The sequence below is a fragment of the Arthrobacter vasquezii genome (genome assembly GCF_029455255.1).
Taxonomy (GTDB): domain Bacteria; phylum Actinomycetota; class Actinomycetes; order Actinomycetales; family Micrococcaceae; genus Arthrobacter_D; species Arthrobacter_D parietis.
This window is the reverse complement of the sequence record NZ_JAROKN010000040.1, coordinates 1-15,032: the sequence shown is the minus strand read 5'-3', so window position 1 is coordinate 15,032 and position 15,032 is coordinate 1. Positions and strand designations below refer to the sequence as shown.

11 protein-coding genes, 1 tRNA gene and 1 pseudogene are annotated in these 15,032 nt (G+C 58.7%); 5 read left to right on the top strand and 8 right to left on the bottom strand.

The window, feature by feature from the left end; genetic code table 11:
- Nucleotides 1-345: 345 nt before the first annotated feature.
- On the bottom strand, nucleotides 346-480 hold the full coding sequence (locus P4U43_RS13115; protein WP_277359132.1) for a hypothetical protein: 135 nt from the start codon (nucleotides 478-480) through the stop codon (nucleotides 346-348).
- A gap of 123 nt (nucleotides 481-603) precedes the next feature.
- Between P4U43_RS13115 and P4U43_RS13110 the strand changes: the two genes are divergently transcribed.
- The 4 genes from P4U43_RS13110 to P4U43_RS13095 all read left to right on the top strand — a co-directional run bounded on the left by P4U43_RS13110 (nucleotide 604) and on the right by P4U43_RS13095 (nucleotide 6,358).
- Complete coding sequence (locus P4U43_RS13110) at nucleotides 604-2,082, top strand: polysaccharide biosynthesis tyrosine autokinase (RefSeq protein ID WP_277359131.1); 1,479 nt, start codon at nucleotides 604-606, stop codon at nucleotides 2,080-2,082.
- A 139-nt stretch (nucleotides 2,083-2,221) separates the two neighbouring features.
- The gene (locus P4U43_RS13105) at nucleotides 2,222-3,553 is read left to right on the top strand and encodes a sugar transferase (RefSeq protein ID WP_404800740.1); all 1,332 of its coding nucleotides are present in this window, start codon (nucleotides 2,222-2,224) and stop codon (nucleotides 3,551-3,553) included.
- Nucleotides 3,554-3,605: 52 nt separating this feature from the next.
- A complete protein-coding gene (locus tag P4U43_RS13100; protein ID WP_277359129.1) occupies nucleotides 3,606-5,501 on the top strand; it encodes a DUF4012 domain-containing protein in 1,896 nt (631 codons plus the stop codon).
- A 242-nt stretch (nucleotides 5,502-5,743) separates the two neighbouring features.
- Nucleotides 5,744-6,358 carry an LPXTG cell wall anchor domain-containing protein gene (locus P4U43_RS13095; RefSeq protein WP_277359128.1) on the top strand — a complete coding sequence of 205 codons (615 nt, stop codon included), beginning with the start codon at nucleotides 5,744-5,746 and terminating at the stop codon, nucleotides 6,356-6,358.
- A gap of 138 nt (nucleotides 6,359-6,496) precedes the next feature.
- Here P4U43_RS13095 and P4U43_RS13090 read toward each other — a convergent pair whose 3' ends face one another.
- From P4U43_RS13090 to P4U43_RS18095, 6 genes and pseudogenes are all read right to left on the bottom strand, one after another.
- A complete protein-coding gene (locus P4U43_RS13090) occupies nucleotides 6,497-7,477 on the bottom strand; it encodes a ribose-phosphate diphosphokinase (protein ID WP_277359127.1) in 981 nt (326 codons plus the stop codon).
- Nucleotides 7,474-8,961, bottom strand: a complete 1,488-nt coding sequence (glmU, locus tag P4U43_RS13085; protein WP_277359126.1) for a bifunctional UDP-N-acetylglucosamine diphosphorylase/glucosamine-1-phosphate N-acetyltransferase GlmU — start codon at nucleotides 8,959-8,961, stop codon at nucleotides 7,474-7,476. The genes P4U43_RS13090 and glmU overlap by 4 nt, the downstream gene beginning before the upstream one ends.
- A gap of 45 nt (nucleotides 8,962-9,006) precedes the next feature.
- Nucleotides 9,007-9,078, bottom strand: a tRNA-Gln gene (locus P4U43_RS13080).
- 1,240 nt (nucleotides 9,079-10,318) lie between these two features.
- On the bottom strand, nucleotides 10,319-11,440 hold the full coding sequence (locus P4U43_RS13075) for an acyltransferase family protein (protein ID WP_277359125.1): 1,122 nt from the start codon (nucleotides 11,438-11,440) through the stop codon (nucleotides 10,319-10,321).
- A gap of 944 nt (nucleotides 11,441-12,384) precedes the next feature.
- Nucleotides 12,385-12,516 carry a hypothetical protein gene (locus P4U43_RS13070; protein WP_277359124.1) on the bottom strand — a complete coding sequence of 44 codons (132 nt, stop codon included), beginning with the start codon at nucleotides 12,514-12,516 and terminating at the stop codon, nucleotides 12,385-12,387.
- 195 nt (nucleotides 12,517-12,711) lie between these two features.
- Nucleotides 12,712-14,220: pseudogene (locus P4U43_RS18095) on the bottom strand (acyltransferase family protein); the annotation flags it as partial.
- 209 nt (nucleotides 14,221-14,429) lie between these two features.
- On the opposite strand from P4U43_RS18095, the gene P4U43_RS13060 reads away from it, so the two are divergent.
- Nucleotides 14,430-14,597 (top strand): hypothetical protein, encoded by a 168-nt coding sequence (locus P4U43_RS13060; protein WP_277359123.1) that lies wholly within the window; start codon nucleotides 14,430-14,432, stop codon nucleotides 14,595-14,597.
- A 60-nt stretch (nucleotides 14,598-14,657) separates the two neighbouring features.
- Here the strand turns inward: P4U43_RS13060 and P4U43_RS13055 are convergent.
- On the bottom strand, nucleotides 14,658-15,032 hold a 375-nt coding region (locus tag P4U43_RS13055), incomplete at its 5' end, for a hypothetical protein (protein ID WP_277359122.1).

The following is a 15,032-nucleotide window of genomic DNA, read 5'->3' as shown; positions in this document are numbered from 1 at the left end:
GAGACGAGCCGAATGCGGCACCGTGCGCTTCTGATTTGCAGGATCTAGCTGCGCTACCGGAAGGAACCATACTGCACGACCGCCGAACTGGTGCCTCTCCCAGACCCCAAGTTTCCTATTTGTCGGACCTCCCCCTGTATCCACTCCGATGATTCCAAGGCTAACGTCCGTCGGGGCGTACCTACAGATTCCTCTGATGCAGGTATCGATGCCGCCAGGAGAAGGTCGTGCCGGATCGAACTGATGCACAATAACGCGATCGAATTCAGCCGGGAGGCTGCCTGTCAAGATAATCTCATTTCTCTGGATGATGATCTTCGGCCAAGAGTCACGGGAATCACCTGTTTAGGCACCTTGCCGGGCAACCCAATAGAACTCCCCCATTACCGCAGCAATGATACCGGACCCGTCGCGTTCGAACGGCGGGGCGCCGCGGATCCCAAGCACGAGGGCTTGCACGCCGCCTGCCAGCCGGACCATTCTCCTCCCGGAACGCTCTGATCTAGTAACATGCTTAGGGCGTTGGTCTCCGCGGAGCACGAGCGGCGGTTTACACGGGGACCTATAATGGTCCATCCGAATTCAGTTGAGGGGGACCAAAATTTGGAGACCAGCGAATATCTGCGCATACTGCGACGTAACTGGCTGGTAATTGCGTGTTTCGTCGGCGCAGGGCTACTTATCGCAACCGCCTATTCCTTCATCACACCTCCGGCGTATACCTCTCAAACAAAGCTGTTTGCTGCTATACAGAACTCTGGTTCGGCAGCAGAATTGCAGCAAGGCAATTCGTTTACGCAGGCCCGAATTCAGTCCTACGCCGAAACGGTCGACACGCCAGTAGTTCTCAACCCAGTCATTGAGAGTCTGGGTCTGGCAACGAGCGCAGCCGAGCTAGCTCGCAACATCGAGGCCACAAGCGATAGCGACACGGTGCTAATGACCATAGCGGCAACGGACGCTTCGCCAATCAGGGCCGCAGCCATCGCCCAAGCGACCTCGGACAGCCTGATCGACGTGATCGACCGGTTGGAGACCACAGCTGAAGGTGGGACATCACCGATCAAGTTATCGGTGGTAACGCCTGCGGCCGCGCCATCATCACCTTCATCGCCCAATCTCCGTGCCAATCTGCTACTCGGTAGCGTTGCGGGACTCCTAGCAGGGTTGGGAGCGGCATTGGGGCGGCACAAGCTCGATACCAAGATCCGGGGAGTGGAGGACTTGCGGCGATTCACTGATGCCTCGATTCTCGGCGGCATCAATTTCGACAGCGATGCTACGAGAAAGCCCCTCCTAACCCAGTCTCCAACTCAGAGTCCGCGCGCGGAAACTTTCCGCCAGATTCGCACGAACCTTCAATTTGCGCACCTGACACATGACTCAAGGTCCGTTCTGGTGACGTCATCCCTACCCAGCGAGGGCAAAAGCACGACCGCAGTGAATCTCGCGATAGCAATCTCACAAGCCGGTCAATCGGTAGTGTTGATCGATGCTGATTTGCGCCGGCCGCGTGTTCATGAATATTTAGGACTGGAGCGTAACGCCGGACTCACGACTGCCCTGATTGGTCGTGCAGAGGTTAACGATCTGCTCCAGCCATGGGGGGAAGACGATCTCTATGTGTTGACTTCCGGACAGATCCCACCCAATCCGAGCGAATTGTTGGGATCGAAGCGGATGCAAGAGCTGATCAAGTATCTTGAGAAGCACTTTGATGCTGTGATCATTGACGCCCCTCCTCTCCTGCCTGTCACAGATGCCGCTGTGCTTTCGCAGGGCGTCGGCGGCGTGGTTATGGTGGTTGGCTCGTCGCGTGTTAAGAGCCCTGACCTGCAAAAGTCGTTGGCTGCGCTGGAGATGGTCGACGCGGTACTTCTGGGAGTCGTGCTGAATTTGCTTCCAGCGAAAGGACCGGACGCTTACTCCTATAGCTATTATTCCTCCGAGCACCCAGATGCAACCACGCCAAATTTTGGCAGGAAATTTAGTTCTCGAGAACAGCCACGCCTCGTCGCGTCCGATTTCGACGATAAGGTTCTCCGCGGAGACAGGGCAGTTCCCCGTGGCACCCGACCCTAGTTTATCGATGCAGCAGAAGCACTCGGACTCAGAACCGGCGCGAGTTCCACGCACACCGGTCTGGGCAGCTAAGTATGGACGAGCTCTACAGATTACAGATGCTGCAGTGGTCCTTTGGGCGACCGTCGGCGCTCTCATCGTGCGATTCGGCGTTCCAGATGTAGAGGGGCTAGCAGACTCGGGGACGACCTACGTACTGCTCTCCCTGGCTCTCGCTGCAGCGTGGTGGATGATGCTGTTCTTCACGGGGTCCCGGGAACCGACGGTCCTCGGATACGGTTCCGAGGAGTACAAGAGAGTTATAAAGGGATCCCTTTGGCTATTTGGACTCATTGCTATCATCTCCTACTCGCTACAGCTAGAAACGGCTCGCGGTTACATCGGCGTAGCACTGCCGGCGGGTCTGATCGTGCTACTTCTCGCCAGAGTCATCGTTCGCAAGTTTCTGCACCTTGAGAGAAAACTTGGCAAGAGCGTTCAGGATGTGTTGATAATCGGAGATTCTCAGAGCGCGGAACATCTAGCCAAGAGCCTTCTAAGCCAACCTATGGCTGGCTATAGGCCCACGGGCGTTTACGTACCCGGTAACGAGAATGGCTCAGTTGACTTGAGCCTTCCCCTCATTGGCGGTGCTACGGAAGCAGCAGAATTAGTAAATGACATCAAAGAATTTCGTCCTGATGCAGTTGCTCTTTCAGGCGGTGCTCAGCTCGCTCCACAAACGATTCGAGCACTCGGTTGGGCACTCGCCGATCTGCAAATTCGTTTGATCATGGCTCCGGCTTTGACGGATATAGCGGGTCCGAGAATACATACACAGCCACTAGCCGGGCTTCCTCTTATACACGTCTCAACCCCTACATTGCGAAAGGGCCAACGAATACTAAAGCGCTCTTTTGACATCCTTGGGGGGGTCAGTTTAGTACTCGTGCTTCTACCGCTTTTAATTGTGGTGGCAATTGCGGTACGGCTCGACAGCCCTGGTCCTGCTCTATTTCGCCAAGTGCGTATCGGCGCAGCTGGAGAACCATTCGAGATGTTAAAATTCAGATCCATGGTCGTGGATGCCGAACAACGAATGAATGAGCTTCGAGCGGCTAGTCAGGGAAACGATGTACTCTTCAAATTGAAGAACGACCCTCGCGTCACTCGAATCGGCGCATTCCTTCGTCGATTTAGCATTGATGAGGTCCCTCAGCTATTCAACGTAATCGGAGGCACGATGAGCTTGGTCGGGCCCCGACCTCCGCTCCCAGCAGAAGTCGAGCAGTACGAGGATCATGCACATCGAAGGCTGCTCGTTCGTCCAGGTATGACGGGTCTGTGGCAAGTAAGCGGGAGATCCCTGCTCTCCTGGGACGATACCGTGCGGCTCGATCTTTATTACGTAGAAAATTGGTCTCTTTTGGGCGACTGCACCATCCTCCTGCGCACTGTAAGAGCAGTGGTAGGCCATCACGGCGCTTATTGATGAGGCTACGGCTCGCTAATTCAACTCCCATCGTTCCTCCGAAGGATTCGGCATGACAGAAGCTAAACTCGGTAATTCAAGGAACAAATCAGCTTTGCAAACACCAAACAACTCACAAAAACGCGCCGCACGTCGACGACCTCGTCGGAGACTGCTGCGGATCGGTGTTGGGCTTCTGCTTTTACTCATAATTTCCGGAATAGCAGCGGGCTGGTTAGTCCATCGCGGAGGACAAGTTCGGACGCATCTGACCTCAAGCAGCGCACTTCTCGGGGAACTTCGTACGCAGCTACTGCAAGGGGATACGGCGGCAGCCGAAGGTACATTTTCCGAACTTCAACGAGAAGTCTCAATCGCGCGCGCCGCTGGCACAGACCCGCTATGGCGGGCTGCAAGCTACATTCCCTTTGTTGGCGCAAACTTTTCCGCCGTCTCTGAAGTGACGGTCTCGGCCGACGACGTCGTGAATCGCGCGGTAGCGCCGTTGTTAGTCGACTCCGCCGCACTAGATTGGGCAGCGCTAGCTCCGGTGAACGGACAAGTAAATATTGCGCCCCTTGAACGCATCGCCCCGAAGCTTTCTGCCGCAGCGGACACGGTCCGGCTATCGCACGAACGACTATCTCAGATTGACGTCGGCGAGCTACTGCCCCAGGTGGCCGCTCCGCTTCAACAGGCAGTCGACGCCCTCGAGCAAGCCGATACCGCGCTTGGCGCGGCTGCAGCGGCGGCCGAGGTCCTGCCGACGATGTTGGGTTCGGAGGGACCCAGGGAGTATCTAGTACTAGTTCAGAACAGCGCGGAAATTCGCGCCACCGGCGGCATCCCCGGTGCGCTAGCTGTAGTTCGAGCGAATGAGGGAAGGATTGAGCTCGGAGCTCAACGCAGCGCGACCGATTTAGAAAGCTTTGAACCAGCCGTGATCGTCGATCCGCAGCAAGCTGCCATTTATAGCACTCGGATGGGTCGCTTCATGCAGAGTGTCAACTTGACCCCTGACTTCCCTACAGCGGCTACGACGGCTTCGGAGATGTGGGAATTGCGCAATGATGATGCCGACATAGATGGTGTGGTTGCTCTCGATCCATTAGCACTCGCTGAAATCCTGGGAGCGACGGGCCCAGTCGAGCTCTCTTTCAGTGACCCTGCCGTGGATCGGATACTAGCCGAGTCCGGTCTTCCGACCTCTCTGACGAAGGATAACGTCGTTCCTACTCTGCTATCCGACGTGTACGCTGCGATTGATGAGCCTGCCCTACAGGACCAGTATTTCGCGGCAGTTGCGGCAGAAGTCTTCAAAGCGCTGGCTGACGGCCAGGCAGATGGGGCAGATCTGATCCGATCCGTGCTTCAAAGCTCAGCGGAAGGCCGGCTATTCGTCTGGTCGTCGGACGACGGGGAGCAAGCCGTGCTCGCTTCCAGCGCCGTCGCTGGTGCCGTGACCGGAACAACATCCGGCGGCGCTGCTTTCGGTGCCTACTTCAATGATGGCACTGGTGCCAAGATGGACTATTATATGCGCCGGACCGTGCAGCTACGTCGCTCGTGCACAATCGAAGGGTACCTTCAGTACACGCTCACCGCGACTCTAACGAATACCGCGCCAGCAGATGCAGCGCGATCCTTGCCCGAATATGTCACCGGTGGTGGAGCATTTGGAGTGCCGGCCGGAACGGTCCAAACTAACTTCGTGGGATACGGCCCCGACCAAGCACTACTTCAGACAGCGCGACTAAACGGCGAACCCGTACCGCTCGGCTCGTATCGCCACGGTGATCGCCCAGTTGGGGTACTCACGACCACGTTGGCTCCCGGAGAAACCGCAACGGTCGAGCTCGACTTCACGAATGTCGTACAGCAGTCCGAGCCTTCACTGGATGTCACTCCGACGATTCAACCGCCCGCCGACGTGGTACTGCCACTGACGGGAGAGGCCAGTTGCCTGTGATTTTCCGAGAAACGTTAACGTTCGATTACATCTCTACTTCTGCTACAACTTATTTCCAGCTAACTGATGTTATGCGGTAGTGTCTATTGCGGAAACCCTGAGGAAGATCTGCTGATTCAGTGGCTGTGAGCATCGCAGACCATTGGTAGACTTACCTCTGGGGTAGTCGGGGCTGGGGGAATACATCTTCGGGTCGATCACTGCTAGAAGTCTGTCGCAAACACCTTTATTGGGGAGTCTCTATGAAAAAAGCTATCGCAGCCGTCGCAATCGCCGGCTCAATCACCTTCTTCGGGGCCGGCGCTGCGCAGGCCTACACGCCTGACAGTGCACCGGGAACCGTCAGCGACGGAACCATAGTTCCGGGCGAAGCTGTCGTCTTCAGTAGCAGCCAGGGCCTATTCAATGCATTTGAGCCCATCGATATTGCTGTGGATTTCGTTGCAGGTGAGCCTGCCGCAGCTGGTGCTGCTGGTGGAGCCGGACGCGTCGGCGCAGCCCTCGGCGGTCCCATCCTCCCGATGGCAATCGTCCTCACCGACACCGTGACCGCAGATGCAGAGGGCAACTTCTCCTACTCGGTAACGCTCAAGGAAGAGGGTACCTACACCCTCACAGCTACCGGTCGTGAATCCGGAGTGACGGTTTCCTCATCTGTGGCAGTCGACGCTCCTGAAGCCACCGTAGGTGGCGGTACCACCGGCACCCCCGGTTCCACGAGCACCACCGGGGGCGGGCTCGCCAACACCGGTATCGATTCCGCAATGCTCCTGTGGGGTGCAGCTGGCGTCGGCGCTCTGGGTCTCGGCGCAGGAAGCATCTTCGTTGCTCGTCGTCGCGCTACTGCCGGAGCGTAAGTAACACAGCGACAAGAAAGACCCGGCCGGAGCGTTGCTCCGGCCGGGTCTTTCTATTTCGTGGTCTTCCCGCGATCCGGCCAAGAAGAGAGCCGGTCAGTTCATGTACTGACCGGCTTCCTTTTTCTACCCGGGTGCTTAGGTATTGCCATCGAACAGGCTAGTTACCGATCCATCATCGAATACCTCGCGAATAGCGCGCGCGATCAGCGGCGCGATAGACAGGACAGTCAGCTGCGGGAAGCGCTTCTCAGGGCCTATCGGCAGCGTGTTAGTCACGACTACCTCGCGTGCCCCGGACTCCGCCAGACGGCGTGCTGCGGGATCCGAGAAGACCGCGTGAGTCGCTGCGATGATGACGTCCTTGGCACCTGCGTTCTTCAGCACCGCAACCGCACCAGAGATGGTTCCACCGGTATCGATCATGTCGTCGATGAGCACACAGGTGCGACCCTCAATCTGTCCGACTACAGTCTTCGACACTGCCTGATTCGGCACTGTTAGGTCGCGGCTCTTGTGAACGAACGCTAGCGGAGCGCCGCCTAGTCGCTCTGCCCACTGCTCAGCTACGCGCACACGACCGGTGTCGGGAGAAACAACCGTGATGTTGTCGGCATCGACACGTGTGCGGATGTAGTCAGCGAGCAGCGGGATAGCCATGAGGTGGTCTACCGGCCCGTCAAAGAACCCCTGAATCTGCGCGGTGTGGAGGTCCACCGACATCAGCCGGTCCGCGCCCGCAGTCCGGTAAAGGTCGGCAACCAAGCGTGCGGAGATGGGTTCGCGGCCGCGGCCCTTCTTGTCCTGTCGAGCGTAAGGGTAGAAGGGCGACACAACGGTGATCCGCTTAGCCGAGGCTCGTTTCAGCGAGTCCACCATGATGAGCTGCTCCATAAGCCAGTTATTGAGCGGAGCCGGGTGCGCCTGGATGACGAATACGTCGGTGCCACGGACGCTCTCCCCGGACCGGACGTAAATCTCACCGTTGGCGAAATCGTAAGCAGAGATGGGCAGAAGTTCCGTGTTTAACACCCGCGCGATCTCCTCCGCCAGCTCCGGGTGAGCCCTACCCGAGGCGAGGACCAGTTTCTTTTCCCCGCGTGCCGTAATTTCGCTCATGAAGGATCGCTTTCTTCCGAAGATGGTGTTGAGGAGGCTTGTGCGGCCGCCTTAGCCGCTGCGGTTCCGGCGCGTTTCTGTTCGACCCAGCCGTCCAGGTTGCGCTGCGGTGCGGCAACGATAGAAAGCGCGCCAGCAGGTACGTCCTTACGTACAATGGCACCTGCGCCCGTATACGCACCATCACCGATCGATACTGGTGCCACAAAGACGGTGTTCGAACCAGTCCGGACTTCGCTACCGATGCTCGTGCGGTGCTTGTTCAAGCCGTCGTAATTGGCGGTGATGTTTCCGCAGCCGATGTTGGTGTTCTCGCCGATCTCCGCGTCGCCCGCGTAGCCGAGGTGGGATAGCTTGGACCCACGGCCGATCGTGACGTTCTTGGTTTCGTAGAAGGCGCCGATCTTACCCGACTCCCCCAGCACCGTACCCGGTCGCAGATAGGTGAAAGGACCCACAGAAGCGCCGGCGCCAATCCGCGCGCCGCTGCCGTGCGCACGGATCACATTCGCACCCTCCCCAATCACAACATCTGTTAGCGTGCAGTCCGGACCCACAACGGCATCCCGAGCGACCTGAGTTGCCCCGTGAAGCTGCGTCCCCGGGAGGATAGTGACGTCTTCATCAAGCTGGACATCGACGTCGATCCATGTGCTGTTTGGGTCCGCGATGGTCACCCCTGCACGCATCCACCGCTCGAGGGTGCGCCGGTTGAGCTCCGCACCGAGCGCTGCGAGCTGGACGCGGTCATTCGCGCCCTCAACCTGCCAGCGATCCGCAGAGACGACCGCAGCTACGCGGCCGCCGGCCTTCCGGGCAATCGACGGCACATCGGTCAAGTACATCTCGCCCTGTGCATTGTTCGAGTCAACCCTGGTGAGACTTTCTCGAAGCACTGCAGCATCGAACGCATAGATGCCAGAGTTGATTTCGGTGATCGCCCGCTGCTCCTCAGTAGCATCCTTGTGTTCCACGATCCTCATAACGGTGCCGTCCGTGGCGCGGACAATACGTCCGTATCCCGTGGCATCGTCGAGTACTGCCGTAAGGATCGTGACCGCATTGGCTTCCTTCTTGTGGGTGAGCACGAGTTCCTGAAGTGTTGCGGTGTCGAGCAGCGGGACGTCGCCGTAAGTAACTACGACGGTACCCTCGACAGCCGAATGCGCGTCCAGCGCCTCGAGTGCGACCTGGACGGCGCGGCCAGTGCCAGGGAGATCGTCCTGATCCACGATGAGGGCTCCGGCGTCGAGCTCGACGATGTGCTCGGCCACGCGATCCCGCTCGTGGCGCACGACAACTGCGAGCTCCTGAGGCGCAAGACCACGGGCCGCGGCAAGGGCATGTCCGACCATCGAGGTGCCGCCGATGCGGTGAAGGATTTTCGGTGTTCGGGACTTCATTCGGGTCCCGGCGCCGGCTGCCAGAATTATCACTGCTGCAGGCGTTGACTCCGCCTGGTTGGACTGGTTCTCGTGGCTCACGAAGAGGGCCGCTCCTTGCTGTAGCTAACGCCTGCTGGCCTACCGTTCCGCCCATAGGATTCGAACCTATACTCCACAGCTCCAAAGGCTGGGGTGCTGCCGTTACACCAGGGCGGACCGCGTGCGATTCGGGCCGTCCCCGAACAGCTCACGCGACTATCTAGTCTGCCATGTTCGAGGAGCATTCTGCGACTTCATCCTTCGCACCGTCAGCGCTACGGCGTTCCCTTCTTTGATGGATGAAGACGGCGCTGGACCAAGGACTGGCCCGTCCCCCTTTCGGAAGCCTTTCATCGGTCACACTACCGCGACAAATAAGGGGAGCCCCTAAACCTACGCCAGATAGCGCAGCGCCTGGATCCCTCTATACACCCGCCGTCATGTGGACGAAAGCTACTCCTCCTCGTCCCGGTGCTCGATTGGTGTCGTCCTCTGGCTTCATGGTGAAAGCGGGGGCTACTTCGAAGTGGCCCCGGGGGTCCGCTTCAATCACAGCAGGGCGAGCTGATCGTGGGCATTCGGTCTACCTTCGACATCCCGGTCATGCCATTCACCGTGGGAGAGGTTATCCCCGCAGCTCGGGACCGAAACCCGCGAGAAGATCACGCCAGTCACTCCTACAACCCAAACAGGGCCACCCTATTCCGGCTTTGCCGCGTCGCGACCGAATTTCCGGCTTGACAATGGCGACGCGCAGGGCGGCGTCGGGCGGTGTGTGCTTCCGCCCAACCCTGGGGCGGGCAGTGCGGAATTGATCATACATATGGTGCCAACTGTGCACCCTGAGCGTCACTTACTCCCCGCTGCCTCAGGGAGTAGCCCAAGTTATCCCCAAGCCAATCGATGAAGACTGGGCAACATCAACCTGGTGGCGCTCGAAGAGGAGCTAGACATGGGACACCTGAAGGAACGCATCCACAACTTCGTGGAGAAGCACATTATTGCTGACGATCCTTGCCCTGAGCGCTCGTGGCTCGACAATCAATCAGGATTTCTGGTACCTCCTGTCGAGGAACTCCGTAAAACTACGTAAAAGTGCGCGATCGTTGACTCCGCAGTTTTTTTGGTTCGTGAATCTGTAGCCTCAGCCGGGTTCACCTTCGCCACACGAGCGATGTATCGACTAGAGGTCGTCGACGAAATGGGTAATCGGGCGTGCTGCCCCCTGCATGGCTCACGTTGTTACACCCGCATCGCCGTATGTCGTTTAAAACCGGTGTCCCGGTCGCGGTTGCACACCATATCCGCGCTCGACGCATACCACAGTGTCGCAGGCAACTACACGACCGGGCAGGGCTGCGGTCGGCTGCCTTCCCGCACACCTTCCGACTATTTCCAATCCCCATATCGATAGAGTTCACACGGACGAGCGCGCTGATTCATCGGCAGCAAGCTCCCGCTTCGCCGCTTTCCTCTTCCACCGCTCATGGGTGGGAACCTCAATAAAGCGGTAGACCGTGAGGCCGATGAGAACACCAATTGCAGAGAGGGTGATTACAGAGAGGGGCAGAGGAACGAACGTGAAGGGTTCGCGTAATGCGCTCATGATTACTAGGTGTACAAGGTAGATGCTGTAGCTGGCGAGTCCGATGCTGGCAACCGGCTTCCAGATTGAGACTGCGAAGAAGGCCCTCCGCAACATTCCCTCACCAGGGAGAAGTCCATAGGTGATGATCACACAGGTTGCGATGCTTTGCAGCGAGTAACGGAACGTATCGCGGAAGAAAGCATCGCGTACTAGAAGGGAAACGAGGATTAGGGCGCAGGCTGAAATCAGCGCCCAATCACTCCCAAACGCCCGCGTGAGCTTCCCCCGACGAGCATTACCGCTTTGCCACCTGTGGAATAGGACCGCGGTAAGCATTCCCAGCGCAATCCCGTCCAGGCGCGTGTCGGTCCCATAATAGATCCGGTCAGAAGAATCCGCCTGCAACGCTAGCGTCAATCGGAGTGTGGTTGGAACCGCGATGCCTAAGGTGGCTATGGCTATAGTGATAGCCCGCCAATAGCGGGCGCGCACCGTGATAAGCCACAGAATGGCGAATCCGATGTAGAACTGTTCCTCAATAGAGAGGCTCCAGACGACCTGGCTGCCAGGAAGAACCGGTCCGTGCCCCGACAACGAGACCCAGTTGAATACGAAGAAGAGCTGCGCCGCGAAAGCTGCCCAGTCAATCGGCACGATGATGGCGTAGATGAGCGTCGGGATACCCAGCGTTATAACAAGCGCGGGGATGATCTTCCTGGCACGCCTGAAGTAAAAACCTTTGATGTCGAACCGGCCAGTTTTCGCCTTCTCACGCAGGAGCAGGTAGGTGATGATGAACCCAGATATCGAAAAGAAGATGGTGACGCCTGCTCCGCCGGGAATGATATGTCCTAAGCCGGCATGGGAAAAGACTACGAGCATCACCGCCAAGGTGCGAAGAGCGTCGATGTGCGCGAAACGATTTGCACCGTTCAACGGTGTCGTGGACAAGGCTAACAAGCCTACTTCCTGTCCCTGTACAGGGAATTGCGCTCGGAGTTTGATCTGGAGTTCGTTCGTGCACGATCTTTCCTCATGGCCAAAGTTATGTGGAATTCCTCGAACTCAACTTCGGCAGCAGAGACGTCGCTCGCTCCCACCGAACGCGTTCTCGTGTGTTAGTGCCCATAGTCTGCCGGCGAAGTTGGGGCGACGTGGCTCCCACCCTCTTTGTTGGCGAGCTCGAGTACGATCTCCCTTCAATCCCAGATTCCAAGGTCGTCTTATGACCGCATTCGTTCACCAAGGGTCGAGAATTCTCTGCCTTCGACGCTCCGAAACTGACGCCGAACCCTCTGTGTCGTTAAGCGTCCCCACCATTGAAGCAGGTCGCATCACAAGAAGCGCGTTGTATGCGTCTTTGCCTGACGAATCGAATTGCGTGGTTTCGGAGCCAAACTGAGCTGGAAGTGCTCCAGTGCTCCAGTGCCACGAAGCAGCGTGCAACCTATCGTAGGCAGCAGCTTCCATTTCGAGAGCATGCCCGCGTCGAAGGCACCGGCGGATGAGTCAAGCCATTCCGAGGTCCTACTTCCCCAGCACCCCCTCCGCCAACCACTGCTCCTTGAGCGATTCCTGCTCCCCCAGCGATTCCCGCACTCTTGCGTTCAGGTCCGCCATCTTGTAGAAGCCGACGTTGGCCCAACTGCCAGCGTCACTCCTCTGCTGTTAATCTCATCGATGTGCGAGCTACAGCTAGTCCTCTTCATCTGCCGCTCTACTAGAGCAAGAGCCTTCGTGCCCGGCCATCCGTCCTCAACGGCCGTGAGGCATCGATATCCAGGTCATGATGGGCTCATCAAGCATGAGCACGTTCGCCTCCCCCATAACAGCCGCAGCAGCTGCGAACGCTGCCCCTCCCCACCCCACAAGTCACCGACCGGCGTCCACTGCCGTTAGTTCATGAACCCGAACTGCTTCACAAGCTGGCTAGCCGACACTTCCTTCCAACCGACCGACACCACCCGCTTCTCCTGCTCAATCACCTCGGTAACCCATCGGTGATTGACGTCATCAAGCTCGCGCACATCCTGCGACAGGATCGTCGCACAGTCTTGCCTGGCTTCAGCCGGTCGGATTTCGGCGCCGGCGAATTATGCTCCACGACCAGGCAATCCGCTGGTCAAGAATCAAAAAGACCGGCGAAAGGAAAACTGGGTAACAAGGACTTTCGTTTGTCTCCCCAAGCGAATACGGCGGACGGCAATTCCCGGGCGCCGCCGTCACGAATCGGGCACGTCCAAAGCTTGCTGCAGCCGGCCCGCCAATGCACCTGCCATCTCATTGGTCAAGTGGTGCGTATCCCGGTACACCAGCAGGTTCCATGCGATAGGCGAGCAAGTTTCCTGACAGACCCATTCAATCGGCGACACGTAGCGACCACCCACCGATTAGACCGCCTCCTGCTCGATGCTCGCCACTTCGGCATCAACTACCTGCTCCCTGGGCAACTCGCATTCGCCGACGTCCTGCAGGTTCGTGGAAAGGCAGACGCTGGGGGCAACCTCCCAGCCCGGAGTATCTCCCAGGACTACGACGTCGGTGCCCTCCGGGAGTGCCTCAATGGTCCGTTCCAGACCATCCCGCCACGCCTGTTCAAAATCCCCGAGGTCCCGGCCTAATTCCCGATAGACGCTGCCGTAGTTAGACACCACAACGAGGTCAGGTGCCAGCGTCTTGATGCGCTCGAGGCTGTCCTGCCTCCACTCATCGCACTGCGGGTAGGCCTCAGAGACCTTACCCCGAACGGGGATGTCCACCGAGGGACAGGAGGACTTGGTCAGGCTGGCCAGATTCTTGCCTTCTTCCTTCGCCACCTTGTCCATGGGCGTGAACCACTGCGCAGCATGAGAGTCACCGAACAAAACGATTGACTCCGTCCCTGCCTTATCCCCATACGTGCAATCCGGGGACGCCGTCGTTTCGTACGCCCAATGGCATCCATCCGCGTACACCCTGGGCGGGCTGGCTTCCGCGCGTTCCAGCGCCGGTGTCAGATTTGATGGCACAAACTCGGAGGTGGTCGGGGCGGACATCAATTGCTGGCCATTGGGCGCGGCAACTGTTTCGCCGGCATCCAGGTCTGGGACCTTCGTAGCGCTGAAGCTGACGGCAAGGGCAACGACAGTGAGGCCAGCGCCCAACGCGTACGGCCTGACCGCCCTCGTCTTCAATACCCGGCTGTGTTGGAACCGCAGTTCAACGTGCCTGTAGGTGAGGTCCGCCAACACCACCGACAGCATCACCAGACCCAACGCTACCCAACCGTTGAAATCCTCCCCGAGCCGAATTTCTGCCAGTGTCAGCAGGGGCCAATGCCACAGGTAGAGAGAGTAGGAGATGTTGCCAAAGTATTGAAGCAACGGATTCTGCAGTAACCGAAGTTCGTACACTTGTCCACCGCCAATCATCAAGGCAGCACCGAGCACAGGAACGAGCGCGTACCACCCTGGGAACGGCAAGTCATGGGTAAAGACAAAAATTGACGTCACCACGGTAACCAGCCCGAGCCACCCGGCCGTGCGGCCCAGCTTCCCTCCCATGCGCATCAGCAACGGCGCGGCCAACGCCACCAAGCCGCCCAGGCCCAACTCCCATGCGCGAGTGGGCAGGGAGAAGAACGCCCAGCGCTGGCTGATCCCCGTGAGGACCACGCCGCCTAGCAGCGACATGACCGAAAGGCATCCGAGTACGATTGCCAAACCACTTCCGGCGATGCGCTGCAGCAAGTACCGCCACCAGCACCATGATCAACGGCCAGACAAGGTAGAACTGCCTCAACGTCGGCGAGCGCTGAAGCGTCGTGGCCACGTCCTAATGTTTCCTCATTCACCTGCATCATTCCGCACCGCCACCCGATCGAGATGACTGCATTCCGCCGATGCCACAGGCGGAGCCTGCTGCGGGCATTACGCGACCATCGAAAGGGGTTCCCTGCTGGGTGGAACTGAATTGGCCCTCTGGTCGCCGCGAAACCTATCCCGCCTTCGCTCAGGCCTGGACCAGCGAATTGGTGTACGTGCAATGGGTTGAGCAGTCCGAGGGACGGCGCGCCTGGGTAACGGCTAACCAGTGCAGCAGGCGCCAGCTCGCGCAGTCCCGCCGGTGATCACCGGCGCCAAATGCCAAACGTCCGCGACCTGTCACCCGTCTGTGCGACTCGTCTTCGTCACGACCGTTCCGGCGCCCCCGATTGAAGCGCCGGTATGTTCGCCAGGCGCTCGTCCCGCAGACTCGCTCCGCTGACCACTCCCGACAATCCGCGCCGCCCGGTCAGTGGAACTGCCACGAACCCAGCTAGCAACAGGACCCAAGCAAGTACTCCGGCGGCGTCCGTCCAAGGTGCAGCGCCCGGCAAATGGGAGCAGAACAACAACAGCGCATACGTTCCACCCATTGACGCGGCACGCCATGTCCTGCGACCCCACGAATCCTTGCCCTTCCACTCCGGGATGAGCCGCATCGCGTGTTGACCGATTGACGCTCCGGTACCCCGCCAGGCGGGAAGGAAGAACACGACAAGTGCCGGCGCCAGCGTGAGCAG

Coding starts and splice junctions, on each gene's coding strand:
- P4U43_RS13115 (WP_277359132.1), bottom strand. CDS start 480: ATGGTCCGGCTGGCAGGCGGCGTGCAAGCCCTCGTGCTTGGGATCCGC.
- P4U43_RS13100 (WP_277359129.1), top strand. CDS start 3,606: ATGACAGAAGCTAAACTCGGTAATTCAAGGAACAAATCAGCTTTGCAA.
- P4U43_RS13095 (WP_277359128.1), top strand. CDS start 5,744: ATGAAAAAAGCTATCGCAGCCGTCGCAATCGCCGGCTCAATCACCTTC.
- P4U43_RS13090 (WP_277359127.1), bottom strand. CDS start 7,477: ATGAGCGAAATTACGGCACGCGGGGAAAAGAAACTGGTCCTCGCCTCG.